General features: G+C 46.7%; 22 protein-coding genes. 7 read left to right on the top strand and 15 right to left on the bottom strand.

Features of this window, described 5'->3' with window-relative positions; genetic code table 11:
* The 5 genes from BLU47_RS07480 to polA form a co-directional block, all read right to left on the bottom strand.
* A partial coding sequence (locus BLU47_RS07480; RefSeq protein WP_091960581.1) for a pepsin/retropepsin-like aspartic protease family protein occupies positions 1–1,024 on the bottom strand: 1,024 nt, incomplete at its 3' end.
* Positions 1,025–1,149: 125 nt separating this feature from the next.
* Positions 1,150–1,728 carry a Crp/Fnr family transcriptional regulator gene (locus BLU47_RS07475; RefSeq protein ID WP_091960578.1) on the bottom strand — a complete coding sequence of 193 codons (579 nt, stop codon included), beginning with the start codon at positions 1,726–1,728 and terminating at the stop codon, positions 1,150–1,152.
* 326 nt (positions 1,729–2,054) lie between these two features.
* Complete coding sequence (locus BLU47_RS07470; protein ID WP_143025499.1) at positions 2,055–2,984, bottom strand: hypothetical protein; 930 nt, start codon at positions 2,982–2,984, stop codon at positions 2,055–2,057.
* 228 nt (positions 2,985–3,212) lie between these two features.
* A complete protein-coding gene (locus BLU47_RS07465; protein ID WP_091960572.1) occupies positions 3,213–4,604 on the bottom strand; it encodes an arginine deiminase family protein in 1,392 nt (463 codons plus the stop codon).
* A gap of 25 nt (positions 4,605–4,629) precedes the next feature.
* Positions 4,630–7,395, bottom strand: a complete 2,766-nt coding sequence (gene polA / locus BLU47_RS07460; RefSeq protein ID WP_091960570.1) for a DNA polymerase I — start codon at positions 7,393–7,395, stop codon at positions 4,630–4,632.
* A gap of 88 nt (positions 7,396–7,483) precedes the next feature.
* On the opposite strand from polA, the gene BLU47_RS07455 reads away from it, so the two are divergent.
* Complete coding sequence (locus BLU47_RS07455) at positions 7,484–8,461, top strand: polyprenyl synthetase family protein (RefSeq protein WP_091960567.1); 978 nt, start codon at positions 7,484–7,486, stop codon at positions 8,459–8,461.
* A 16-nt stretch (positions 8,462–8,477) separates the two neighbouring features.
* On the opposite strand, the gene deoC is transcribed toward BLU47_RS07455, so the two are convergent.
* From deoC to mnmG, 7 genes are all read right to left on the bottom strand, one after another.
* Positions 8,478–9,365: a deoxyribose-phosphate aldolase gene (gene deoC / locus BLU47_RS07450; RefSeq protein WP_091960564.1), complete on the bottom strand. Its 888-nt coding sequence runs from the start codon at positions 9,363–9,365 to the stop codon at positions 8,478–8,480.
* A gap of 12 nt (positions 9,366–9,377) precedes the next feature.
* On the bottom strand, positions 9,378–9,701 hold the full coding sequence (locus BLU47_RS07445; protein ID WP_091960561.1) for a nucleotide pyrophosphohydrolase: 324 nt from the start codon (positions 9,699–9,701) through the stop codon (positions 9,378–9,380).
* Positions 9,698–9,946 carry a hypothetical protein gene (locus tag BLU47_RS07440; protein ID WP_091960559.1) on the bottom strand — a complete coding sequence of 83 codons (249 nt, stop codon included), beginning with the start codon at positions 9,944–9,946 and terminating at the stop codon, positions 9,698–9,700. The genes BLU47_RS07445 and BLU47_RS07440 overlap by 4 nt, the downstream gene beginning before the upstream one ends.
* A 4-nt stretch (positions 9,947–9,950) precedes the next feature.
* Positions 9,951–10,403 carry a D-aminoacyl-tRNA deacylase gene (gene dtd, locus BLU47_RS07435; RefSeq protein ID WP_091960557.1) on the bottom strand — a complete coding sequence of 151 codons (453 nt, stop codon included), beginning with the start codon at positions 10,401–10,403 and terminating at the stop codon, positions 9,951–9,953.
* A 129-nt stretch (positions 10,404–10,532) separates the two neighbouring features.
* Positions 10,533–12,362: an excinuclease ABC subunit UvrC gene (gene uvrC, locus BLU47_RS07430; protein ID WP_091960555.1), complete on the bottom strand. Its 1,830-nt coding sequence runs from the start codon at positions 12,360–12,362 to the stop codon at positions 10,533–10,535.
* A gap of 24 nt (positions 12,363–12,386) precedes the next feature.
* Positions 12,387–12,914 (bottom strand): adenine phosphoribosyltransferase, encoded by a 528-nt coding sequence (locus tag BLU47_RS07425; protein ID WP_091960621.1) that lies wholly within the window; start codon positions 12,912–12,914, stop codon positions 12,387–12,389.
* Positions 12,915–12,973: 59 nt separating this feature from the next.
* Positions 12,974–14,845 carry a tRNA uridine-5-carboxymethylaminomethyl(34) synthesis enzyme MnmG gene (gene mnmG / locus BLU47_RS07420; RefSeq protein WP_091960553.1) on the bottom strand — a complete coding sequence of 624 codons (1,872 nt, stop codon included), beginning with the start codon at positions 14,843–14,845 and terminating at the stop codon, positions 12,974–12,976.
* 57 nt (positions 14,846–14,902) lie between these two features.
* Between mnmG and BLU47_RS07415 the strand changes: the two genes are divergently transcribed.
* Complete coding sequence (locus BLU47_RS07415) at positions 14,903–15,835, top strand: bile acid:sodium symporter family protein (RefSeq protein ID WP_218131540.1); 933 nt, start codon at positions 14,903–14,905, stop codon at positions 15,833–15,835.
* On the opposite strand, the gene BLU47_RS07410 is transcribed toward BLU47_RS07415, so the two are convergent.
* A complete protein-coding gene (locus BLU47_RS07410; RefSeq protein WP_091960548.1) occupies positions 15,832–16,194 on the bottom strand; it encodes a YraN family protein in 363 nt (120 codons plus the stop codon). The genes BLU47_RS07415 and BLU47_RS07410 overlap by 4 nt on opposite strands.
* A 168-nt stretch (positions 16,195–16,362) precedes the next feature.
* Here BLU47_RS07410 and BLU47_RS07405 point away from each other — a divergent pair, with 168 nt between their 5' ends.
* The 3 genes from BLU47_RS07405 to BLU47_RS07395 are packed head-to-tail and all read left to right on the top strand — an operon-like array spanning position 16,363 to position 19,837.
* Complete coding sequence (locus BLU47_RS07405) at positions 16,363–17,064, top strand: succinate dehydrogenase/fumarate reductase cytochrome b subunit (protein ID WP_091960545.1); 702 nt, start codon at positions 16,363–16,365, stop codon at positions 17,062–17,064.
* A 29-nt stretch (positions 17,065–17,093) separates the two neighbouring features.
* Positions 17,094–19,073, top strand: a complete 1,980-nt coding sequence (locus tag BLU47_RS07400) for a fumarate reductase/succinate dehydrogenase flavoprotein subunit (protein WP_091960542.1) — start codon at positions 17,094–17,096, stop codon at positions 19,071–19,073.
* A gap of 5 nt (positions 19,074–19,078) precedes the next feature.
* The gene (locus tag BLU47_RS07395) at positions 19,079–19,837 is read left to right on the top strand and encodes a succinate dehydrogenase/fumarate reductase iron-sulfur subunit (RefSeq protein WP_091960540.1); all 759 of its coding nucleotides are present in this window, start codon (positions 19,079–19,081) and stop codon (positions 19,835–19,837) included.
* A gap of 111 nt (positions 19,838–19,948) precedes the next feature.
* Here BLU47_RS07395 and BLU47_RS07390 read toward each other — a convergent pair whose 3' ends face one another.
* Positions 19,949–20,962: a transposase gene (locus BLU47_RS07390; RefSeq protein ID WP_091960537.1), complete on the bottom strand. Its 1,014-nt coding sequence runs from the start codon at positions 20,960–20,962 to the stop codon at positions 19,949–19,951.
* 468 nt (positions 20,963–21,430) lie between these two features.
* Between BLU47_RS07390 and BLU47_RS07380 the strand changes: the two genes are divergently transcribed.
* Together BLU47_RS07380 and BLU47_RS07375 are read left to right on the top strand one after the other, a co-directional pair.
* Positions 21,431–22,009, top strand: a complete 579-nt coding sequence (locus BLU47_RS07380; RefSeq protein WP_143025498.1) for a leucine-rich repeat domain-containing protein — start codon at positions 21,431–21,433, stop codon at positions 22,007–22,009.
* Positions 22,010–22,428: 419 nt separating this feature from the next.
* Positions 22,429–22,767 (top strand): MGMT family protein, encoded by a 339-nt coding sequence (locus BLU47_RS07375; protein ID WP_091960531.1) that lies wholly within the window; start codon positions 22,429–22,431, stop codon positions 22,765–22,767.
* 67 nt (positions 22,768–22,834) lie between these two features.
* Here BLU47_RS07375 and BLU47_RS07370 read toward each other — a convergent pair whose 3' ends face one another.
* Positions 22,835–23,980 carry an esterase gene (locus BLU47_RS07370; RefSeq protein ID WP_255402118.1) on the bottom strand — a complete coding sequence of 382 codons (1,146 nt, stop codon included), beginning with the start codon at positions 23,978–23,980 and terminating at the stop codon, positions 22,835–22,837.
* Between the last annotated feature and the right edge of the window lies 1 nt (position 23,981).

The raw sequence follows: 23,981 nt of genomic DNA, 5'->3' as shown, positions 1-23,981 counted from the left end.
CGCCTGCCTCTGAAGGGATAAATGAGGCGCTGCCAGTCTCGCTATTACCGACCGTGATATCCTGTCCGTTATGAGGCATAAATACGAACTGCTTTTTGGGAGCGTCAATAATCAATGAGGCATGTTTCAATACTGCGCTCCCTACTCGCATAGTCGGGTGTGCCGTAGTGATGTATAGGTCGTTGACAGGTAGCTTGTCTATCTTTATCTTTGTGAAGTGAAGAAGTCTGCCTACAAGGGTATCTGTGGACAGACCGTATAATCCCCAACTCGTATTGATAGTAGTGTCCGTCTGTAATGTCAAGTCATCAAGCAGTTTTCTCTTCTTTGGATTTTTCTGAAACCAACGGTCCAGATCTTCTTGAGACAGGGCAAGCCATGTATTCAAGGCACCAGTGTCAAATACCATTTCTATCCATCCGAAAGGTGAATCGACATAAACCAACGGACAGTATGCCCGCTTCATTCTGTATTTGGCGGTAGGCTGTCCTTTTTCTTCCTCAGCAAAGAACTTCTTCCTATCGGTGACTATCAGCAGACTGTCTTTCGTATCCAACTTGAACGAAAGACCTTTGCCGACCAAATTGAAACCAATGATACCGTCAAACCTATTGCATGTAAACTCACTCATCGCATCCTCCACTATCATCGGATAGTTTTCTATCTGGAGATTTCCCATCTTGATGGTTGGGAACTGATAGATGATTTGATTACGACTTCTCTTGTTGATATCACCAAACGTCAGACTGTCCGTTGTGAACTGTCTCATCCAGGCTTCTTTCTGTCCTTGCCATAATCCAAGCGGCGAACCTGTATCAAAAAGCAGGTTTCTGGTTTGCCCTTCTATCTCTACAGGCACAACGACTGCTCCATCTATCACCTTTATCTTGATGGTGTCAGCAAAATCTTTCTTTGAAAAACTAATTGGAGCCGTTGCGGTTTTTATCATGTCTTGAGCCACGATAGAAGTCATTGCAACGAGGGCGAGCAGAATGGTGATGATGGTTTTCCTGTTCATAATCATTGTTTTTTATACGTTTTGAGCCACAAAGTTACAGAAAGTCCCACGAAAAAGCCCCCGACATGACCGAAAATCGGATGCCGGGGGTGAAACTCTGAAACTAGTTTCAGTGAATTTTTGTAAAAATGCTATTTTTGTGCTCCGAAAGAGATGTTTTTGCGAATTTTGGAGAGCATCTGCGGGGTGATGCAGAGGAACGAGGCGAGGTCTTGCAAGGCAAGATGCTCAACAATGCCGGGACAACGCTGCAGCAGCAACTCATAGCGCTCGCGGGCTGAGGCGCGGTGGAGGTCGAGGTAGCAGGCGCGGGCCTGACTGAGTAGATGCTCAGCTATGACACTGCGCAACTCCATCTTCTCAGCGTCTTGACGGAAAAAGTCCATCAACTGTTCGCCGCTCACACGGAGCAAGCGGCTGGGCATCATCGCCTTGATTGTAGTCTGCGATGGACGACCGTCGAGGCAGTTGGGATAGTCGCCCGCGAATTCACCCTCGAACGAGAACCATGTGATATGCTCCTTGTCGTCGCTGATGCCATACGTTACATACTTGAAGCACCCTTCGGTGACAAAGCCGAACCATCGTGCGGGGTCGCCCTCGCGCTCCAGCTGATCGCCCTTGCGGTAAGTCACCTCCTTGCCCTCGCACTCGCAAAACTCTCGCAGCGCCTCAATGTCGATACTGTTTTTCCCGAATTTCTGTTCCATCGTCAGTGGCTATTTGGCTGCAAAGTTACTAAAATTCCCACGAAAGCGTTCATAGCAAGACAAAAAATGCTATCGGGGGTGAAAGTCTGAACAAAAGGTGAAACACTGGGACGGGTACTGTTTCACGCACTGAGTCGCTTGAACTCTAATAGATAACGAAGGTCTTGTGGTGAAATAATCCCAACCTATATGCTATGCAAAGAACCCGATGCATCTCCGTGAGCGCATCGGGTTCTTTGCATATTGGCTAAACAGATTAGGGGACTCAGATCTGCGCTAACTAACTAACAATCTTTTCATCAAAAAAAACTACTAAACAATCCTAACTATTTAACAATAACTTTCTTTCCATTGACGATATACAGGCCTTTAGCAGTTGGCTTTTGGCCGTTAGCAACACGCTGACCAGCGAGGTTGAAGTATTGGCTGTTGGCAGTCAGCTCTTGGCTCTTTGCTACATTGGCAATACCAGTAGCATCAGTACGGATTACAATGCCAGGACACTTAGCCTGAATGGCTGTCCAGTCCTCGTCCCAACGGCCAGCTTCTGAGACGTCGAGAACAGTTGCTGTAGAAGCCAGTTTCTTAGCCAGCAGAGCATAGTCGTCGTAAGCCTCCTGATGCCAGTCGCCATCCCATGTGCACTGATAGGTACCCTTTCCAATGACACCAGTCACCTTGACTTCACCTGTCAGCGAATTGTCGGCACATGCAAGAATGCCCTTGCCATTCACCATCGTACCCTCTAATTTGATGTCATCCACATAGAAGGTCTTACCTTCACCTTGGGCCGTCTTTTCAAAAGGCCAGATAGCCAGCACGTTATTACCATTATCCGTAACCTTTTCGTTGTCAGGACCGGCAGCGAACTCATAAACCATAACCTGCCATCCGTCACCACCATCGTACCATGCTATACGCTCAGCATTATAGGCACCATCCTTACCCTCAAGCTGTACCAGCACATTGTGTGCATCAGTCATTTTCAGGCGCATGGTCAAACGGCGCAGTGCCTTGAAGTCTACATCGCCAACAGGCAGTGCTGCGTTGTGGTGCTCGTCGTCCCAGCCACCAGGGTTAGCTTTCAGCGTGAACTTCATTATCTTGTTGCCATCTTCTTCTACCACAGTAGGATCTGCACGGTTCCAGAAACCTCCGTCCGAACCGACTTCCTTGTCCGTTCCATCCCACAGAACTACCTGTGCGTTACAAACTGTAGCTGCGAAGAGCATTGCGAGTAAAAATACTTTTTTCATAAGCGTTGTTGTTTTAGAGTTAATATTAATTTTTGTTGCTGCAAAATTAGTATCAAATTACAATAAGTACTATCAATAATGTTACATAGAATAAAAAAAAACGTTCAAGGTAACATTTTTACGTTACCTTGAACGATTTTTCTTATTTGAAACTACTGGGACAGATACATGTTTCACGCCGTGATTAGCTTGGACTCTAATAGATAACGATAGTCCCTGTATTTTGTTCTATTTAATAATGACTTTACGTCCGTTTTTGACATAGACACCTTTTGTGGGATTCGATACTTTCATACCGCTTAGGTTATAGATTGTCTGGTCATCAGTTTTGACCGTATTTATTTGACGAATGCCAGTTGGAGTATTGCCCTCGTAGGCTTCACGCTGTAACACCTGTGTCATGCAATGAGCAGCCCCGAAACCGTCTATCAGACTCTCCAGAGGCACCCATTCTACTGTTACCCCAGCATCACGGAAACGCTGCTGTAAGGTCTCCGACTGTCCTGCAACAGCCATAATATGGCGTGGGGCAATTGTCAGGAAGTTGTTGGCATAGTGCATCTCGTCATCATAGTCAATGGGAATGATGGTGAAGCCGCGTTCCTGGATATACTTCACAAAGGGCTGGTCCTCCTTTATTTTCGTATAAGGCAGCGTGCCAGGTTTACGTGCCCAGATGTCGCAAGTGTTGTACTCTTTTGTGCCCGGCTCCGCATTCAATCTGCTGCTTACCATCGTACAGAGGTCTTTGTCGATGATATTGAAGTGAGTATCCAGGTGCATCTGCATCTGCCATAATTTATGGTCTTTCACCACCACCACCGTATCGTGTCCGAAGGCATCCTTTTCCAACATGTACTTAATAGCCGCTTCGTTGGTGCGCATACCGCAACCGATAAACGATACGGTGCCTGCAGGGATGTAGTCGCCACCCTCCAAACGTCCTTCACCACTGATTTGTAAAATAGGTTTCAGACCCAGATGTTCGTAGCAAGTCTTGATGATTTTCGTCTCGGGAGCGCGTTGACTGCTGTTCATATTACAGATAATGTGACCACGAGGTGTTGTGATACTCTGGTCGCGTGTGAAATACATGTTCATCAGCGGGTTTTGAATGTACTGAGCCTCATAACCCGTATTGTTGTCAGTCTTCGACAGTTTCACTGTAGGTTGGAGCATGATGCAACGAATCAAGTCCTGACGACTCATCTTCGAGAGCACTTCCTTTCTGTAGTTTTCGGATGCTGTCTGGTCCTCATCGGGAATGGCGCTCACGTCGTATACCAGCACACTGGTTGCAAGTGTTTGCAGCGTGTCGATGCCCACCTCGTTCAGAATATCAGTAACTTTGTGAACTCGAATGCCGTTCTTTTCCAGCATACTAATATAACCCTTGTGTTCATCGGCAGCCTTATCCACGTCGAAATAGTTATCAAAAAGTCCTGCCTTAGGGTGAATCACTCCGTTAAAAAGTTCCTGTCCCGGTGTATGCATCAAGATATCGCCCGCCTTGGTCCATTCGGCCTGTGGATACTTCATTTCCTTGGTCTCTTGTGCTTCTGCTCCCATTGGACAGAGCATCATAGAGGTAATAGCAAGTGCAAATAAAAAATGCTTCATTTTTTAGCGCTTTAGATTAAGTGTTTTAATGTGCTTCAAGCCAGTTCTCACCGAAGCCGGAATCAGCCACGAGAGGAACAGCCATGTGGAAGGCGTTCTGCATCTCTTCGAGGACGATACGCTCCACCTTTTCCTTCTCTTCTGGATAGACGCTGAAGTTGAGTTCGTCGTGTACCTGGAGAATCATCTTGGAGCGGATATTTTCGGCCTTGAAACGATTGAAGATATGGATCATAGCCACCTTAATAATATCGGCTGCTGTTCCTTGAATCGGGGCGTTGATGGCATTGCGCTCTGCAAAGCCACGAACGGTAGCATTTGCACTATTGATATCTGGCAAGTAGCGACGACGTCCGAATAGGGTAGTGACATAGCCTTGTTGACGGGCTACCTCCTTAGATTTCTCCATGTAGTCGTGAACCTCTGGAAAGGTCTGGAAGTATCCGTCAATCAGCATCTTAGCCTCGTCGCGAGGGATGTCCAGGCGCTCTGCCAATCCAAAGACGGTGATGCCGTAGATGATGCCGAAATTGGCACGTTTTGACTTGGTGCGCTCATCGCGTGTAACCTCATCAATAGGCTTCTTATAGATGTTGGCAGCTGTTGCCGCATGGAGGTCCTTACCCTCGCGGAAAACTTCAATCATCTGTGGGTCTTGCGAGAGGTGAGCCATCACGCGAAGTTCTATCTGGCTATAGTCTGCAGAGAAGAACAGACAACCTGGTTCAGGAATAAACGCCTTACGAATCTCCTTGCCGTCCTCGCCACGAATAGGAATGTTCTGCAGGTTAGGATCAGAAGACGAGAGACGTCCTGTGGCTGTAATCGTTTGATTGAAAGAAGTATGAATATGACCTGTACGCGGATTAATCAACTTTGGAAGCGCATCGATATAGGTGCCAATGAGCTTTTTCAGCCCTCGGTGTTCCAGGATATCAGCCACGATTTCGTGCTTGTTCTTGAGCTGTTGCAACACTTCCTCGGAAGTGACATACTGTCCTGTCTTGGTCTTCTTGGCCTTCTCGACAATCTTCAGTTTGTCAAACAGGATCTCACCTACCTGTTTGGGTGATGCGATATTGAATTGCTCGCCTGCCAGTTCGTAAATACGTTGCTCGATTTCATTCATGCGAGCCGTAAACTGCTTGCTGGTTTCTGCCAACGACTCCGTGTCCAGACAAACCCCATTCATCTCCATTTCTGCCAAGACAGGCATCAGAGGCATCTCAATGTTATAAAAGAGGTCTTCACACTCCAGACGCTTCAACTCCGGTTCCAACTTGTTCTTCAGCTGAAGTGTGATGTCGGCATCCTCGCAAGCATATTCATAGACCTCAGTAGGAGAGAGGTCGCGCATGGAACGTTGACTCTTTCCCTTGGGTCCAATGAGCTCATCAATGTGAATGGTCTGATAGTGAAGGTATACTTCAGCCATATAGTCCATGTTGTGGTGAAGTTCTGGTTGGATGAGGTAGTGGGCAATCATGGTGTCCCACATCTTGCCTCGCAACTCGACTCCATAGTTTCGCAACACCTCGAGATCGTATTTCAGGTTTTGTCCTATCTTGAGAATGTGCTCATCTTCATACAGCGGTTTGAAGATATCGACAATTTTCTGAGCCTCGACCTTGTCGGATGGGATAGGAACATAAAATGCCTCATGTTCCTTCACCGAGAAGCTCAAACCCACCAATTCTGCATCAATAGCAGTGGTCGAAGTGGTTTCCGTATCTAGAACAAGAAAATCATTTGTCCTAAAAAAGTCATATAATTTTCTCAAATCTTCCTCATTATCAACGAGTTTGTAATTATGAGGCACTGTTTTTAACGTCTCAAAACTCGAAAATTCAGTTTCACTCGGCCCCTCACTCGTAAAATCTGCAAAGAGATCGAGTTGACCGTTAGCAGGTTTTTGAATTGTTTTAGTTTTTTTAAGAATCTTCTGCGTGAAGCTCTTAAACTCCAATTCCTCCAGAAGTTTTCTCAATTGGTCGTCGTTGGGGTCAGTGAGTTTCAATTCGTCCATGTTGAGTTCGATGGGAACATCTGTTCGGATGGTGGCTAGGTATTTCGACATCTTGATATCTTCGACGTGCGTTTCCACTTTCGTCTTCAGTGCACCCTTCAACTCGGAGGTACGACTAAGCAGTTGTTCCACGCTTCCGAACTCATTAATCAGTTTTACCGCAGTCTTCTCACCCACACCCGGACATCCGGGGAAGTTGTCGCTGGAATCACCCATTAGTGCCAAGAGGTCAATGACGTATTGTGTCGATGGAATGCCATATTTCTGCATCACCTCAGCAGGACCCATCGTCTCGTAACCACCTCCGTGACGAGGACGGAAGATGAACACGTTGTCTGTTACCAGTTGTCCATAATCCTTGTCAGGCGTCAGCATATAGGTGGTGATGCCTTGTAAGCCTGCCTTCGTTGCCAATGTACCGATCACATCGTCAGCCTCGAATCCATCGACTTGCAGGATAGGTATGTTATAAGCTCTTAGCAAGTCTTTGATGATGGGTACGGCCTGTTTGATATCCTCGGGCGTAGCTTCACGTTGCGCCTTGTAAGCTGGGAAAGCTTCACTACGGAAGGTTGGTCCGTGAGGGTCGAAAGCCACACCGATATGTGTGGGTTGCTCTTTGGTGAGCACTTCCTCTAACGTATTTAGAAAGCCAACAATGGCTGATGTGTTGAGTCCCTTCGAGTTGATACGAGGGTTTTTGATGAAGGCATAATATGACCGATAAATCAGTGCGTATGCATCTAAAAGAAATAGTTTCTCCATATGATATTGTTAATTTTCTGCGTAAAATTACAAAAAAATATGGTAATCTGCGTTATTTTCACTAATTTTGTCACAAAATTACGAAATAATGGATTATTTATCACTGATTCGGAAACCTATTGAGGGTGATTTAAACCGCTTTATTGAGTTGTTTAATCAGAACTTAGTCCACGACTATGGACTGCTGTCGGACGTGTTGGCACACATTCGTCAACAAGCCGGAAAGCGTCTGCGCCCTATCTTGATGTTGCTGATGGCTAAGAACTATGGTGAGATCAGTGATGCTACCCAGTATTCTGCCGTCGGTCTGGAACTGATACATACTGCTTCGCTGATTCATGATGATGTGGTAGATGAGAGTAACGAGCGACGTGGACAAGCCTCGGTGAATTCGATATTTAATAATAAGGTAGCAGTACTGGTAGGCGACTATATCGTATCTACAGGCCTGCTGAATGTCTCTTTTACGAATAATCAGCGCATCATTAAATATATTGCTGAACTAGGGCGTACCTTGGCTGCTGGTGAGATACTGCAACTTTCGAATATTAATAATCAGGAAATCCGTGAAGATGTCTATTTCGATGTCATCAAGCAGAAGACAGCCGCTTTGTTCGAGGCTTGTGTAGCCATCGGTGCCGCTTCTGCCAATGCTTCCAATGAAGAAATCGAAGAGGTCAAGAAGTTTGGTCAGAACCTGGGTATTATGTTCCAGATTCGCGATGATATCTTTGATTATTTCACTTCAAAGGAAATCGGAAAGCCCACGGGAAATGATATGGCAGAAGGTAAACTCACACTTCCCGTGATCTATGCTTTGAACAATACCGATTTTGATTCTATGAATACTTTGGCGAAGAAAGTGAAGGCAGGCACCATCAATCAGGATGAAATAGCTGTTTTAGTCGAGTTTACCAAGCAAAGCGGAGGTATTGAATATGCTGAGAAGAAAATGGCTGAATACCATCAGCTTTGTCTTGATTTCATAGAAGAGAAAGTAAAAGATAAGGCTGTCAAGGAAGCCCTGACAGCCTATGTAGACTACGTTATCCAGCGTAATTATTAAAACCTTTCTTTACGCTTTAAAAGAACTTAGTATCTACACCAGTTACCTCGCTCAGTAACAGGTTAGCTAATCGTGACGTACCCATACGGAACCATTGGTTTGTGAGCCATTGCTCGCCAAGAACCTCCTTGACGATGGTGTACATTGTGACGGCATCCATCACGGTGTTCAGTCCTCCAGCAGGCTTGAAACCAATCTGAATGCCTGTCTTTTCGTAGTATTCCTTGATGGCCTGGCACATCACATAGGCAGCTTCAGGGGTTGCAGCGGGTTCCAGTTTACCTGTTGAGGTCTTGATATAGTCAGCACCGGCATACATTGACAAGATAGATGCTTTCTTGATGTTGGAAGCTGTTTTCAGACAACCTGTTTCCAGAATAACTTTCATCTTCTTTTCACCACAGACACTCTTCAGTTCAGCGATTTCATCAGCAACCTCTTCGTAGTTACCGCTGAGGAACTTACCGACGGACATTACAATGTCAATCTCTGTAGCTCCATCCTTGACAGCTAATGCTGTTTCTGCCACCTTCACCTCTATAAGTGCCTGAGAAGAGGGGAAAGAACCGCTTACGCAGGCAATCTCTACGCCATCAACTTCCAAAGTCTCAGCAACTGTCTTGGCGAAGCAGGGATAGACGCAAATAGTGGCTACGTGGGGTAGGTCAGGATATTGCTCGTCAAACTGGTTGACGCGCTCTGTAAATGCCATCACACTCTCCTCTGAATCGGTCGTTTTCAGGGTAGTCAGTTCGACACTTCCCATCAAGAATTTCTTCACTTCCAGTGTATCGTTCTGAGGCACTTTTTCAGCGATGATTTTCTTGACAGCTTCTCGTACTTGTTCGTCTGTCATGTCGTAGTTGTAAAGGCTCAATGCCTTTTCATACTTGTTTTCTTCCATAGCTTATTAGTTTTATTTGAGTTTAACATTGTTGATATGTCTTTCTTTATCGCGTTGCGTCTTCTTCTCGATGCTTTTCTGCAATTCTACCGTCAAATCGACACCCGTCTGATTAGCCAGACAGAGCAGTACCCACAACACGTCTGCCATCTCTTCACCCATATTGTCTTTCTCGCCGGGCTTGAAGCTCTGATCACCGTATTTACGGGCTATTACACGAGCTAGTTCACCCACTTCCTCCGTTAGTACTGCCATATTGGTCAGTTCTGAGAAATAACGCACGCCATATGTCTTAATCCACTGGTCTACAGTTTGTTGCGCTTCTTTTATGGTCATAGTCTCATGAGCATTTGTAGGATAAGAATGATGATCGCTATCAGCAGTATCATGATGTTCTGTTTGTTCTCCCGTGCATATTCGCTCCAATGGAAGGCTTTATAGAGGAAAGTTATTAGCCACAGGAACAGTCCAGTCAGGCATGGCCACATACCATAGTTTGCATTGACTATCCATGAAAGAACGATACCAATGATGACTAATATCAGTCCAGAGACTTCGATTTCCCGTAAGTATTTCTTCATTTTTTTATTCTTTGTTTTTAGTGTCCATACAAATGGTAACAGGTCCGTCGTTGAGTAGTTCTACCTTCATGTCCGCACCAAATTCACCTGTGCCAACGGGTTTGCCTAGTGCCTCAGAAAGTTGGGTGCAGAAAGCCTCGTAGAGTGGGATAGAGTGCTCATGGGAACCTGCACGAAACCAACTCGGACGGTTCCCTTTTTTATAGCTTGCATATAGGGTGAATTGGCTGACAACAAGCGCTTCTCCTTGGATGTCCAAGATGGAGCGGTTCATGACAGCGTTATCGTCGTCAAACACTCGTAGGTTCGCTATCTTTTTCACCAGCCATTCTACATCCTCCATCGCATCTTCATCGCAGACACCCAACAGGATAAGATAGCCCTTATTAATCTGGCTTTTGATGGCTCCTCCGATGGTGACGCTGGCATGTGTAACCCTTTGTATTACTGCTCTCATATTTGCAAAGTTACGAACATTTTTTTAATCTACCAAATCTTTTCCTGTCTCTCTATTTTTTTCTTCCTAACTGGGAAAAAAATATTCCCTGCCTTGGGAATAAAAATTCTCTAGCCTAAGCACAGTTTTTCATTCTTCTTGATGAAAATATTGATACACTATTTGGGCTTTTGAATGACCAATTAGGTTTTCAAGTGTTTTTAGTTCTGCCTCACGGATTCGTTTAACCGATTTAAAGCCGTTTAAAAGCTCGTCACGCGTTTTGGGGCCGATGCCCTTGATATCATCTAGTTCCGAGTGTAAAGCGCGCTTAGAACGCTTGTCTCGATGAAAAGTGATAGCAAAGCGGTGCACTTCGTCTTGCAGTTGCGTTAGCACCCTGAAAAGTTCTGAAGTGTCTTTGATGCCTATCACTCTGGGTGGAAATCCGTAAAGCAGTTCGTTGGTTCTATGTTTGTCATTCTTAGCCAGTCCTGCTATGGGAATATCGATGCCTAGCTCATCCTGTACAGCCTGTCTGATGACTTCCATCTGCCCTTTTCCACCGTCTGCAACGATGAGGTCGGGTAGGGGTTGTTGTTCTTCTATCAGACGCTTATATCTGCGATATACCACCTCTTTCATGGATGCATAGTCATCAGGTCCGACAACAGTTTTGATGTTGTATTTTCGGTAATCGCTCTTGGCTGGTTTCATTTTCTTGAAGACAACACAAGCTGCTACAGCATCGCTTCCACTGATGTTTGAGTTGTCGAAACACTCTATTTGATAAGGCATCTTGGGCAGGTGTAACAAGTCTTGCAGTTCCTTCATCAAACGCACCTGTTTCTGTTCCGGATTCAGCTTTTCTGCCTGTTTTAAACGGTCAAACTTATATTGTTTACCGTTCATGAGCGACAGTTCCAGGAGCTTTTTCTTATCACCACGTTGTGGTACGGTAATAGTCACCCCTTCTATGTCCAAATCAATCTCCTGTGGCAGTATGATTTCTTTCGCCTGACTATGAAATCTTTCCCTCATCTCGACAATGGCTAATTGCAGCAGTTCTTCTTCTGTTTCATCGAGCTTTTTCTTATATTCAAACGTAAAGCTTTGATTTATTTGGCCGTTTGAAACGTGGATATAGTTGACAAAAGCAATCTTCTCGTCGTTGGTGATTGACAGCACATCGACGTTGTTGATGGTGTGTGAAACCACCTCGCTGGTTGCCACAAATTTCTCAATCAAGAGATATTTGCGCTTGATTTCCTCGGCTTCTTCAAAACGTAAGTCATCTGCTAATCGCATCATCTCATCCTTCATATCGGTGAGTACCTGACGCGTATTGCCTTTCAGTATTTCCCGTGCTTGTGCTATACTCTTTTGGTAGTCTTGTAATGACTGTTTTCCTACACAAGGACCACCACAGTTTTTGAGGTGATATTCTAAGCAGATCTGGTATTTTTTCTGTTCAATTCCCTCTTTTGTGATGGGTAGTCTACAGGTTCTTGGATGATAGAGTTTCTTGATGAGTTCCAGTACCGCCTGCATGGAAGAAATGTGTGAATAAGGTCCAAAGTAAGTACCCCCTTTTTTATTGATGGTACGTGTCGGGAAGATACGGGGTAAATACTCTTTGGTAATACATATGCTGGGATAAGTCTTTCCGTCCTTCAGCAGTACATTATACCGAGGGTTATACTTTTTAATCAGTGCATTTTCCAGTAATAAGGCATCCTCTTCGCTATTGACCACTGTATAGCTGATATCCCATATCTTTGATACCAGCACTTTTGTTTTGAATCGGTCAACTTCTGTGTGGAAGTAGGATGAAACACGGTTCTTTAGGTTTTTGGCCTTACCTACATAAATGATAGTTCCCTCAGCATCATAGTATTGATAACTGCCAGGCTTCTCGGGTAGGGCACTAACGATTGCCTTTAACTTGGCCAACCGTGCTTCATTCTCTTCCTTTGTCATCTTGTTTTTGTTTCACGTGAAACATTAAATAGTCATCAGGGTTGTCAGTTCTATATCTTTGAATTCGTCTCTGCCATGAAGACCTTCGTCTCTTATTTCAATAATGAAGTTCATGTAGATCTTCTTGGGATTAAAGTGTTTCACCAAGTTGTAGGTAGCTTTTGCTGTTCCACCCGTTGCTAACAAATCGTCATGAATCAATACGACGTCATCTTCGCCGATAGAATCCAGATGCATCTCTATGGTATCGACACCATATTCTTTTGAGAAAGATTCCTTCACGACTGTATAGGGAAGTTTTCCCGGTTTTCTGGCAAGTACTACACCACAGCCCAATTTTCCTGCGAGAGCAGAAGCCATGATGAATCCTCTACTTTCAATACCTACAATTTTGGTGATTCCTTTATCTTTGTAAAGTTCGTACATCTCATTTAACATGATTTGTAGGCACTCACCATTTTTGTACAGTGTGGTCACGTCACGAAAGTTGATTCCTTTCTTCGGGAAATCTGGTATGCAACGCAGATTGTCCATTAAAATTTTGTTGTTCATATTCTTAGGTTTTATCAATAAATTGTTTTGTATTAGGGCCATGATGTTTCACGTGAAACTTATCTTCCAAGCAAAACCAGCATGGCGTTAATGTCGCTCGGTGACACACCAGGAATGCGACTTGCTTGTGCCAATGTTTCTGGTTGAATCTTCTCTAATTTCTGGCGGGCTTCCGTTGAAATTGCCGTTAGATTGGGATAATCAAATTTTCCTTTGATTTTGATGTTTTCCAGTCGGTGCATTTTCTCTGCCACCATTTTCTCTCGTTCAATATAACCTTTGTATTTGATATGTATTTCTGCGGCTTCTGCAATTTCCTCCTGTCGGTTAGGCAACTTGTCGATGAGTTCTTTTAAATCCGGAACAATTTGGTAGAGTTTGTTGAAGTTCAGTTCCGGACGAGCCACGAGATCCTCCAGTTTACAGCCATAGACGAGTGGGGTAGAGCCGATGGCTTCTAGTGCGCTATTAATTAATTTTGGTTTGATAGGATAGGTTTTACAGAATTCCTCTATCTTTTCTATCGCCTCCTTCTTTTCTAGCCACCATTCATAACGATCCCGTTTGGCGATACCCAGTTCGTAGGCTTTTTCAGTCAACCGGGCATCTGCATCGTCTTGGCGTAACAGGATGCGGTATTCTGCTCTTGATGTAAACATTCGATAGGGTTCATCTACCCCCTTAGTCACCAGGTCGTCTATCAGCACACCGATATAAGCTTCGTCGCGATGTAGGATGAACGGTTCGTCGTTGTTACAATATCTAGCCGCATTGATACCTGCCAGTGTGCCTTGTCCGCCAGCTTCCTCGTAGCCCGTTGTGCCGTTCACCTGTCCTGCAAAAAACAACCCTTTGACTACTTTCGACTCCAGCGAGTGTTTCAGTTGGGTAGGGTCGAAGAAATCGTATTCTATCGCATAGCCGGGACGGTATACTTTTAAGTCTCGCAGTGCTGGAATTTTTTTCAGGGCAGCAATTTGTACGTCCATTGGCAGTGACGAAGAAAAGCCATTGAGATACATTTCGTTTGTGGTTTCCCCCTCCGGTTCCAGAAAGAGCAGATGCTGTGGACGGTCAGGGAAGGTGACCAGTTTTGTTTCTATCGACGGACAGTAGCGTGGTCCGATGGATTGTATCTGGCCATTATAAAGCGGAGAATCAGCCAGTCCGCTACGAAGTGTCTCATGTACCTCTTCGTTGGTGTAGCATACCCAGCAGGGCAGTTGTTCAAGGGGACGCTGTTCACCCATATACGAGAACTTATAATACCCGTTCTCTCCATCTTGTCGCTCCATATCCTCAAAGTGTACGCTGCGCTTGTCGATGCGAACAGGAGTACCTGTCTTCATACGAGCAGAGCGAATGCCGTGTTGGGTAATACTCTCAGTGAAGTGGGGTACGGCAGGTTCGGCGATACGTCCGCCCTCTACCATCTTTCGTCCGATATGCATCAAGCCATTGAGGAAAGTTCCGGCAGTAATGACGACGGACTTTGCCCTTAGTTCACATCCCCATATTGTTCTCACGCCAACAGCCTCACCGTTTTCTACCAACAGTTCGTCAGCCTGGTCTTGCCAGATGTCGAGGTTGGGTGTCTCGTCCAACATCTGCCTCCATTTCCAGATGAATTTTCCTCTGTCACACTGAGCACGTGGTGACCATACCGCAGGTCCTTTCGAACGGTTCAGCATCCGAAACTGGATGGCAGTGGCATCTGTTACCAGTGCCATCTGTCCGCCCAGTGCGTCAATCTCGCGTACAATCTGTCCTTTGGCAATACCGCCAATGGCAGGGTTGCACGACATCTGGGCAATCTTATTCATGTCCATCGTGACGAGACAAGTCTTTGCTCCCATGTTGGCAGAAGCCGTTGCAGCCTCACATCCAGCATGTCCGCCACCGATAACAATTACATCATATTTTAGAATCATGTTGCAAAGATACAAAAAAAGTTGTAACTTTGCAGCCAAAACAATAAAAAGGTGATGATAAAAGAAATTTGTAACTTGATAGCACGCTGGATGGGAGCACTTGTCTTACTGATGGCTTTACTGTCAGTGATGATGCCGGCACCCTTTATGGCTATAGATACCTGGTGGATTAATCCGTTGCTCGGAGTCATAATGTTTGGCATGGGTCTCACCTTGTCACCTCAGGATTTCCGTATCGTGTTCAGTCGTCCCCGTGATGTGTTGGTAGGTTGTCTGGCACAGTTTACCATCATGCCTTTCATGGCCTGGTTGCTTACCAAGGCTTTCTCACTGCCTGCTGACCTGGCACTGGGAGTCATCCTCGTGGGCTGCTGTCCTGGTGGAACAGCCTCCAATGTGATTACCTATCTGGCTAAGGGTGACCTGGCACTGAGTGTTGGCATGACAGCCACCAGTACGGTGTTGGCTCCTTTCATGACCCCATTCCTGACATGGCTGTTGGCAGGAACCCTTGTCGATGTCAACACGCTGGGCATGTTGCAGAGTATTGTCTATGTGGTCATTGCCCCGATATTAGGCGGTTTACTGATACAACATTTCCTGCCCGGTTTTACCAAGCGTGCCGTGGCCTATCTGCCAGCGTTTTCCACATTGGTGATTGCATTTGTGGTGGGTATTGTCGTAGGCCATAATGCTTCACGTCTGCTGATGGGGGGCTTGCTGGTTATCATAGTGGTCATGTTACACAATCTTAGTGGACTGGCCCTCGGCTATGGTATCGGGCGAATGCTCTCCCTTTCTCACGAGAAGCGCGCGGCCATCTCCATCGAGGTAGGCATGCAAAACTCCGGGTTGGCATCATCCCTGGCAACGCTCCATTTCGCTGCCTTCCCGATGGCTACCATTCCTGGTGCCATATTCAGTGTGTGGCATAATATCAGCGGTGCTCTTGTCGCCAAGGTTTATAGCATGAAGGCTCAACGCGGTTAGTACATCGGGATATCTTCGAAATGATTGATTTCCGGTGTTCCTTCTTCTGGTGTTCCGATGACGGAAACGACGTCGAAGCGTATCTCTTGACCGATGTTCTTGTATTTGATATAATGGTTGATGGCTGTCCGTAAGTTACGCAGTTTCATAAAGTCGACAGCATCTTCTGGCTCACCGAAATAGTTGTTACGACGCGTCTTCACTTCCACAAAGACAACGATGTCGTCCTTGAGGGCGATGATGTCAATATCACGATGCCCTGACTTCCAGTCGCGCTCGACGATGGTGTAGCCTTTTTTCGTCAGATACTGTGCAGCCACCTCCTCGCCCCATGTTCCTAATTCATTGTGTACAGCCATATTATTTGTTGTTTTTGGACTACAAAGATAATCATATTTTGTATAAATAGTACATTTTCTAACGAAAACGTTTGCGGATTTCATAATTTTGTAGTACATTTGTAGCCCCATAGTGCGCATGCGTACTTATTATTTGGTATTTATTTTTAATTTTTAATTCAATATTTTATGTGGTTAATCAATTCATCAATTGGTCGTAAGGTTGTAATGTCCGTAACGGGTATTGCGCTGATTCTGTTCTTGACGTTCCATTGCGCCATGAACATTGTTGCGCTTTTCTCTGGCGAGGCTTACAACATGATTTGCGAATTGCTGGGTGCCAACTGGTATGCTGTAGTGGCTACTATCGGTCTGGCTGCCCTTGCTGTCATTCACATTGTCTTTGCGTTCATCCTGACGGCTCAGAACCGTAAGGCTCGCGGTGACAATCGTTATGCTATTGCTACGGAGGTTAATCCGGGCAAGGTAGAGTGGGCATCTAAGAACATGCTCGTGCTGGGTATCATTATCCTCCTGGGCTTGTTGCTCCACCTGTTCAACTTCTGGTACAACATGATGTTTGCCGAAATCGTAGGCTTCAGTGCAGGTCACCTGCCCTCTGACGGTTTTGCCTTCATCATCGACACCTTCAGCAATCCTGTCTATGTTGTGCTCTATGTCATCTGGCTGTGCGCTATCTGGTTCCACCTGACTCACGGCTTCTGGAGTGCTATGCAGACTTTGGGTGTCAGTGGTAAGATCTGGTTCTGCCGTTGGAAGGTCATTGGCTTCATCTACACCACCCTGCTGATGCTGGGCTTCCTGGTAGTAGTGCTGGCTTTCGCCTTCAAGTTGGCTCCGAGCCTCTATTGCTATGCAGGCTGCTGCTAATTGTTAAACCTTAAATTACTTTGAAAGTTATGGCAAAAGTATTAGATTCAAAGATTCCCGCAGGTCCAGTACCTGAGAAATGGAAGGAATATAAGGCTCACCAGCGCTTGGTTAACCCCAAGAACAAGCTGAAGCTCGACGTGATTGTGGTAGGTACCGGTCTGGCTGGTGCTTCTGCAGCTGCTTCACTCGGTGAGATGGGCTTCAACGTCATCAACCTGTGTATTCAGGACTCTCCCCGTCGCGCTCACTCTATCGCCGCTCAGGGTGGTATCAACGCCGCCAAGTGCTATCAGAACGATGGTGACTCTGTCTATCGTCTGTTCTATGATACTGTAAAGGGTGGTGACTATCGTGCTCGCGAGGCCAACGTTTATCGTCTGGCTGAGGTATCAAACAATATTATCGACCAGTGCGTAGCTCAGGGCGTTCCCTTTGCCCGTGAGTACGGTGGTATGCTGGCTAACCGTTCATTCGGTGGTGCTCAGGTAAGCCGTACATTCTACGCTAAGGGTCAGACCGGTCAGCAGCTGCTGCTGGGTGCCTATAGCTCACTGAGCTGTCAGGTAAATGCCGGTAAGGTTAAGCTCTACACCCGTTACGAGATGGAAGACGTGGTGATTGTTGACGGCCGCGCTCGTGGTATTATCGCCAAGAACCTCGTTACCGGTAAGCTGGAGCGTTTCAGCGCCAACGCTGTGGTTATCGCTACTGGTGGATATGGTAACACCTACTTCCTCTCTACCAACGCTATGGGCTGTAACTGTACCGCTGCTGTCCAGTGCTATCGTAAGGGTGCATACTTTGCTAATCCTTCATACGTTCAGATTCACCCCACCTGTATCCCCGTTCATGGCGACAAGCAGTCTAAGCTGACGCTGATGTCTGAGTCGCTGCGTAACGACGGTCGTATCTGGGTTCCCAAGAAGATTGAGGACGCCAAGGCTCTGCAGGCTGGTACCAAGCAGGGTTGGGAGATTCCCGAGGAGGATCGCGACTACTATCTGGAGCGCCGTTATCCTGCCTTCGGTAACCTCGTTCCCCGTGACGTGGCCTCTCGTGCCGCTAAAGAGCGCTGCGACAAGGGCTTCGGCGTGAACAACACCGGTCTGGCCGTGTTCCTCGACTTCTCTGAGTCTATCAACCGTCTGGGCATCGATGTGATCATGCAGCGCTATGGCAACCTGTTCGAGATGTACGAGGAGATCACCGACGTATTCCCCGGCGACGTAGCCAACGAGATCAATGGCGTGAAGTACTACAAGCCCATGATGATCTATCCCGCTATCCACTACACCATGGGTGGTATCTGGGTTGACTACGAGCTGCAGACTACTATCCCCGGCCTGTTCGCTATCGGTGAGTGTAACTTCTCTGACCACGGTGCCAACCGTCTGGGTGCTTCTGCGCTGATGCAGGGCTTGGCCGACGGTTACTTCGTACTGCCTTACACCATCCAGAACTATCTGGCCGATCAGGCTGTATGGCCAAAGGTTTCTACCGATCTGCCTGAGTTCATTGAAGCTGAGAAAGCCGTTGACGCTGAGCTCACACGTCTGCTCAACATCAAGGGTAAGCGTTCTGTTGACTCTATCCACAAGGAGCTCGGTCACATCATGTGGGAGTATGTAGGTATGGGTCGCACCGCTGAGGGTCTGAAGACGGGTCTGAAGAAGATGCACGAGCTCGAGAAGGAGTTCGATACCAACCTCTTCGTTCCTGGCACTAAGGAAGGTCTGAACGTCGAGCTCGACAAAGCTATCCACCTGCGTGACTTCTTCACCATGGGTCAGCTCGTAGCCTTCGACGCCCTCTCTCGTAACGAGTCTTGCGGTGGTCACTTCCGCGAGGAGTACCAGACAGAGGAAGGCGAGGCTAAGCGCGACGACGAGAACTACTTCTACGTAGGCTGCTGGGAGTATCAGGGCAAGGGCAACGAGCCAACTCTGATTAAGGAACCCCTTGAATATGAAGCTATCAAAGTACAAACCCGTAATTATAAGAATTAAAGACTATGGCAAAGAATATTTCATTCACCATTAAATTTTGGCGTCAGAATGGTCCGAAAGATGCGGGTCACTTCGATACGCACGAGATGCACGACATCCCCGACGACACCTCCTTCCTGGAGATGCTCGATATCCTGAACGAGGAACTGATTAATGAAGGCAAGGAGCCTTTCGTGTTCGATCACGACTGCCGCGAGGGTATCTGCGGTATGTGCTCACTCTACATCAACGGTACGCCTCACGGCTTGACCGAGCGTGGTGCTACCACCTGTCAGCTCTACATGCGTCGCTTCAACGATGGCGACGTCATCACTGTTGAGCCTTGGCGCTCAGCAGCCTTCCCCGTCATCAAGGACTGTATGGTAGACCGCAACGCCTTCGATAAGATTATCCAGGCTGGTGGCTATACCACTATCCGTACCGGTCAGGCACAGGATGCCAACGCTATTCTGATTCCTAAGGAGGACGCTGACGAGGCTATGGATTGCGCTTCTTGCATCGGCTGTGGCGCATGCGTAGCAGCTTGTAAGAACGGCTCTGCCATGCTCTTCGTATCGTCTAAGGTCTCTCAGCTCGCCCTGCTTCCCCAGGGTCGCGTAGAGGCTGCCCGTCGTGTGAAGAACATGATTGCCAAGATGGACGAGCTCGGCTTCGGTAACTGCACCAACACTCGTGCCTGTGAGGCTGTATGCCCGAAGAACGAGACCATCGCCAACATCGCCCGCCTGAACCGCGAGATGATCAAGGCAAAGCTGGCCGACTAAGTATCGACACCTTATCTATTATAAGAGCACCGCAAGTCCCTCTTGCGGTGCTCTTTTTTCCTGCTTCCACCGTCCAGCATGTTGCTGTGCCACAGCAACACACTCAAACGCTTACCCCTCGCAAATGGCTCTCGCCATCTCGTTCAGCGCCAGGCATTGTCCTCTCTTAATCGTTAGCTTCTCATTATGGTGCTCCCAAGGAGCCAATATCAGCAGTTGCCCTCTGGCGCAGGCATCCATGCGCTTACCTCCAGGCTTAGCCAAATCCGTAAAACCATTCTCTTGCAAATATATGAGAGGCAATCCCTCCTCGAAAGCGGCACGCATAATGACCTTCTCACCTCTCGAGATAGCGGGCGAAACCAACACAGCCCCTTGCCGTGCTGCCCTCAGACAGTCATCTGTCTTTGCTTTCAGTTCCTCCTCGCTGATGCTTCTCGAACATTGTACTTGCAGTTTCAATGGCTTTTCCAACAAAAATCGATTACCAATTGCCGAGAAACTCATTCCTGCATACACCAGTCCTCGCTGCACCCTAAACAATTCAGGATTCTCGCGCTTCATCAGCAGTCGGCGAGGGTTGTCCTTCAGATAGGCCAGCCATCGCTCCATCTGTCCCTCCCTCAGCAGTATCTCGTCGTTAAAGCCCCTGGCAAACAGCAGTCCGTTCTCGCGCCTCCGTCCAGCATGTTGCTGTGCCACAGCAACAACCCCCACCGGCATCACCCTACGGAACGCCTGGTTGCAAGCTTGCTTCACGCCTAACAGCACTTTCCCCAACGGCTTCTCCATCTTCTTGGTGACAAAAAGCACAGCATGCAGATGGTCGGGCATCATCTGCAGGGCTATCACTTTGATTTCCGGATGATGGCTCTCTATCGTCTGCCATATCTCTCTGACAGCCTCTCCTAATGGCGACAGTGCAACACGAGGTGCTTCTGGTGACGACTCTACGGCCTCACTATGCCCCATCACACAGCCGAACAGCGGTTTGCGCCCTTCCGTCACCATTGTCACCATATATATCCGTCGAGCCGTGTAGTCATTGTCTACACAGCGTCGTTGCATCGAGGGTTTCTTCTCGCCAGCGAACGGCTTTTGGCTCTCAAAGGTCTTTCTGTCCATATCAATTCTACCGCAAAGTTACAATTTTTCCCCAACAATGTCCCTTAATTCAAAAAGTTTTCGTAATTTTGCCCTCAGATATATGTTTAACCCTTTAAAACTTAATTGCCGATGACATAAACGATAGAACTAACGCTTACCAGACCCATTCTGCCGAGGTTCAGCTTCGCAGGGTCACAGAGATTAATTATCAAAATCAAATTATTAACTTACAGATTAGCGTTTCTGTTCTTTGCTGCGCAAAGCGACCTTAGGGTCGAGCGCGTACTTATACATAAGATTTGAGCTTTCAGCTCTTGTTCTTAAATCTCGAAACCGCCAAAACTTCGATACAACAAGAACAAGTTGCAGTAAGTTCACGCTCATAAGGTGTGGATTGTTCTGTGCTTGTTGTTGTATATGGCTACTTGGCGGTGCCAGAGATTTGATAAGCATCGAATGGTGCGCGCCTTTTAATTAATTAAGCTTATGAAAAAGTCATTATTAACAACGTTATTTATATGTTTTGTAACGACAATGCATTCACAAAGTGTAATTACCGATAAGGGTTATATCTATAGTCCTGACGGATTTGCCGTTAAAACAGCTGTTGCAACGATTGATGGAAAAATCTATAAGTCTACGGGTTTGTATTCTAAGGATGGGAAGGTTTTTATACAGGTAAATGGTGATATAGAAAACAAGACGTTTGTAGTATTATCAGGTGCAGAAGTCATTGGTCCAGAAGCATTTGACGGATGTGTATCTATTTATCAATATCCTAGTTATATCTATATTCCTTCTACGGTGAAATATATCTCCCAGAGGGCTTTTGAAGGCGGTAATTATAATGGGGGTTCAGCGTTAAAACCAAGAGTTTATATATATGATGATAGTTATGAGGATACGTCTGCTACTTCTGTTAAGGAGATGTCTGTCACGTCTGAAGGGGGAGTTACCGAAATAGCCAGATACAATATTTCAGGACAAAAATTGAATGAACCGCAAAAGGGCATTAACATAGTACAGATGTCGGATAGGACTGTGCATAAGGAATATGTGAGATAGTAAATACTGAAAATGAGGGTGTATCAAACATGAAGTGAACCACGAAAGTTGACAATTTGCATATATCACAAAAAAACCGTACATTTGCATCATAGATACAAAAATGACAATATACATCAAAAATTGCGGCATAACTACGTAACAAAAATTTCTTAGTGAACGGGAAAGAGTTGAATAGTATAGCTGCAAAAACACGATTCTAGGGAAAGGTTTTAAGGATGAGAAAATTTTTACAACCTTGCTAGATCAGGGACTCTAAATGGTGATGATGATTTTCTTGTTCTTACATCCCGTTCTTGCTTTGGCATGCGAACTATTTCGAGCGAGTAGCAAGATTATTTGTTCTTATCAAAAAAATATTGTAGTTTTGCAATGCAAACTCATCCGGGTAAAGCAAGACTAATAAATAAGCAAAAGGTATGAAGGACTATCCTGACAGAATGACGGCAGAGCAGGCGAGGAGGTTTTGCAAAGATGTGCTGGACATTGTCGCGCAGATTCCTCGTGGCATGGTAATGACCTACGGACATATAGCAGTATTGGCAGGATGGCCAAGTCATGCGAGGATGGTGGGACGGACATTGAGATATACGCCTGGGGCAGAGCATCTGCCATGTCATCGGGTGGTGAACAAGGAGGGACGTACGGCACCAGGATGGAGTCGTCAGCGGATATTGTTGGAAACGGAAGGTGTGGCTTTTAAGCCTAATGGACATGTGGATATGCAGCGGCACCTTTGGGAACTGGAAGGGGTATGATGGTTTACAATATGACTGTAATCTATCTCCAGCAGACAATGGTCCTCTTGTCAGCGATTGTTAGTGATTATTTGAACAATCGCTGTGAGAACCGTGTCAGGTAGATGCGCCAGTTGCGCCAGATGTGTCCTCCGTCTGTCTCAACATATTCGTAGGGATAGCCCTTCTGGTCAAGGTATTCGCGATACATCTTGTTGTTGTCATAGAGGAAGTCGTCCTTGCCGATGGCTATCCAGTAGAGGGCGAGTTTCTTCTTGAACTGAGTCTGCAGCATACGCTCTGAATCGGGTGTAAAGCAACAGCCTTTGGCCTGCAGGTCGGCGCTGTCCTTCACATCTAGATGAACGTAGGCAGAGAAGAGTCCGACGTAGTTGAACCAATCAGGATATAGGCGTGAGATGGCGAAGCTGTGACCACCACCCATCGATAGTCCGCAGATGGCACGGTTCTTCTTGTTTGCGAGTGTTCGGTAGTGCTTGTCCACATAGCTTACAATGTCCTTGAACGCTTCTTCTGTGGATGCGACAGGCTTGGAAGTGGCGTGCCCCATGAACGAAGGCTTGTACATGCCCTTTTCCCATTCACCAGGTGCTGCATCGCTATTGGCATTACCATTGGGCATGACAACTATCATGGGCTTCACCTTACCCTCGGCAATGAGATTGTCCAGTATCTGGGCTGCTCGCCCCAAAGTAGTCCAAGCCTCCTCATCACCACCTGCACCATGTAGCAGATAGAGCACCGGATAGCGTCTGCCATCCTCGTATCCTGCTGGTGTGTAGATGGTCATGCGACGTGTGGTCTTCAGCGTTGGCGACGGATACCACACCTTGCTGACATTGCCGTGACGCACCTTGTTGACGCTATAGAGCCACCCCTTGTCGCCTTGTGTCTTCGTAACGATGAAGATGTTCGTGAACGAGGCAATGTCGCGACAGCGATAGACATTCGACGGGTCCAGCTGGTCCATGCCGTCCACCTTATATTTATAGGAATACATCTCTGGCTCGAGCACGGGTGTCGTGCCACTCCAGATGCCGCCCTTTCCCTCCTTCATGTCTATCACGCCGAAGTCGCCTGTCACGCTTGCAGTAATGGCCTTAGGTGCATAGAGTTGGAAAGTTACAGAGCCGTCGGCATTCACTTGAGGTGATGTCAGATTGTTAACGTCGAAGATGGCTTGTTGCGCCCATGAGCCCGCTGTCATCAGCATG

Source organism: Prevotella sp. tc2-28 (genome assembly GCF_900107705.1).
In the GTDB taxonomy this organism is placed as follows: Bacteria; Bacteroidota; Bacteroidia; order Bacteroidales; family Bacteroidaceae; genus Prevotella.
Note: the sequence above shows the minus strand (reverse complement) of the source record. Positions and strands in the feature narration are given on the sequence as shown.

What these genes read in the sequence shown, in the direction of transcription:
- BLU47_RS07455 (WP_091960567.1), top strand. Translation starts at nt 7,484, where the DNA reads ATGGATTATTTATCACTGATTCGGAAACCTATTGAGGGTGATTTAAAC.
- BLU47_RS07440 (WP_091960559.1), bottom strand. Translation starts at nt 9,946, where the DNA reads ATGAAGAAATACTTACGGGAAATCGAAGTCTCTGGACTGATATTAGTC.
- deoC (WP_091960564.1), bottom strand. Translation starts at nt 9,365, where the DNA reads ATGGAAGAAAACAAGTATGAAAAGGCATTGAGCCTTTACAACTACGAC.
- BLU47_RS07395 (WP_091960540.1), top strand. Translation starts at nt 19,079, where the DNA reads ATGGCAAAGAATATTTCATTCACCATTAAATTTTGGCGTCAGAATGGT.
- BLU47_RS07375 (WP_091960531.1), top strand. Translation starts at nt 22,429, where the DNA reads ATGAAGGACTATCCTGACAGAATGACGGCAGAGCAGGCGAGGAGGTTT.
- BLU47_RS07400 (WP_091960542.1), top strand. Translation starts at nt 17,094, where the DNA reads ATGGCAAAAGTATTAGATTCAAAGATTCCCGCAGGTCCAGTACCTGAG.
- BLU47_RS07390 (WP_091960537.1), bottom strand. Translation starts at nt 20,962, where the DNA reads ATGGACAGAAAGACCTTTGAGAGCCAAAAGCCGTTCGCTGGCGAGAAG.
- BLU47_RS07380 (WP_143025498.1), top strand. Translation starts at nt 21,431, where the DNA reads ATGAAAAAGTCATTATTAACAACGTTATTTATATGTTTTGTAACGACA.
- BLU47_RS07470 (WP_143025499.1), bottom strand. Translation starts at nt 2,984, where the DNA reads ATGAAAAAAGTATTTTTACTCGCAATGCTCTTCGCAGCTACAGTTTGT.
- mnmG (WP_091960553.1), bottom strand. Translation starts at nt 14,845, where the DNA reads ATGATTCTAAAATATGATGTAATTGTTATCGGTGGCGGACATGCTGGA.
- BLU47_RS07410 (WP_091960548.1), bottom strand. Translation starts at nt 16,194, where the DNA reads ATGGCTGTACACAATGAATTAGGAACATGGGGCGAGGAGGTGGCTGCA.
- BLU47_RS07370 (WP_255402118.1), bottom strand. Translation starts at nt 23,980, where the DNA reads ATGCTGATGACAGCGGGCTCATGGGCGCAACAAGCCATCTTCGACGTT.
- dtd (WP_091960557.1), bottom strand. Translation starts at nt 10,403, where the DNA reads ATGAGAGCAGTAATACAAAGGGTTACACATGCCAGCGTCACCATCGGA.
- BLU47_RS07465 (WP_091960572.1), bottom strand. Translation starts at nt 4,604, where the DNA reads ATGAAGCATTTTTTATTTGCACTTGCTATTACCTCTATGATGCTCTGT.
- BLU47_RS07425 (WP_091960621.1), bottom strand. Translation starts at nt 12,914, where the DNA reads ATGAACAACAAAATTTTAATGGACAATCTGCGTTGCATACCAGATTTC.
- polA (WP_091960570.1), bottom strand. Translation starts at nt 7,395, where the DNA reads ATGGAGAAACTATTTCTTTTAGATGCATACGCACTGATTTATCGGTCA.
- BLU47_RS07445 (WP_091960561.1), bottom strand. Translation starts at nt 9,701, where the DNA reads ATGACCATAAAAGAAGCGCAACAAACTGTAGACCAGTGGATTAAGACA.
- uvrC (WP_091960555.1), bottom strand. Translation starts at nt 12,362, where the DNA reads ATGACAAAGGAAGAGAATGAAGCACGGTTGGCCAAGTTAAAGGCAATC.
- BLU47_RS07405 (WP_091960545.1), top strand. Translation starts at nt 16,363, where the DNA reads ATGTGGTTAATCAATTCATCAATTGGTCGTAAGGTTGTAATGTCCGTA.
- BLU47_RS07475 (WP_091960578.1), bottom strand. Translation starts at nt 1,728, where the DNA reads ATGGAACAGAAATTCGGGAAAAACAGTATCGACATTGAGGCGCTGCGA.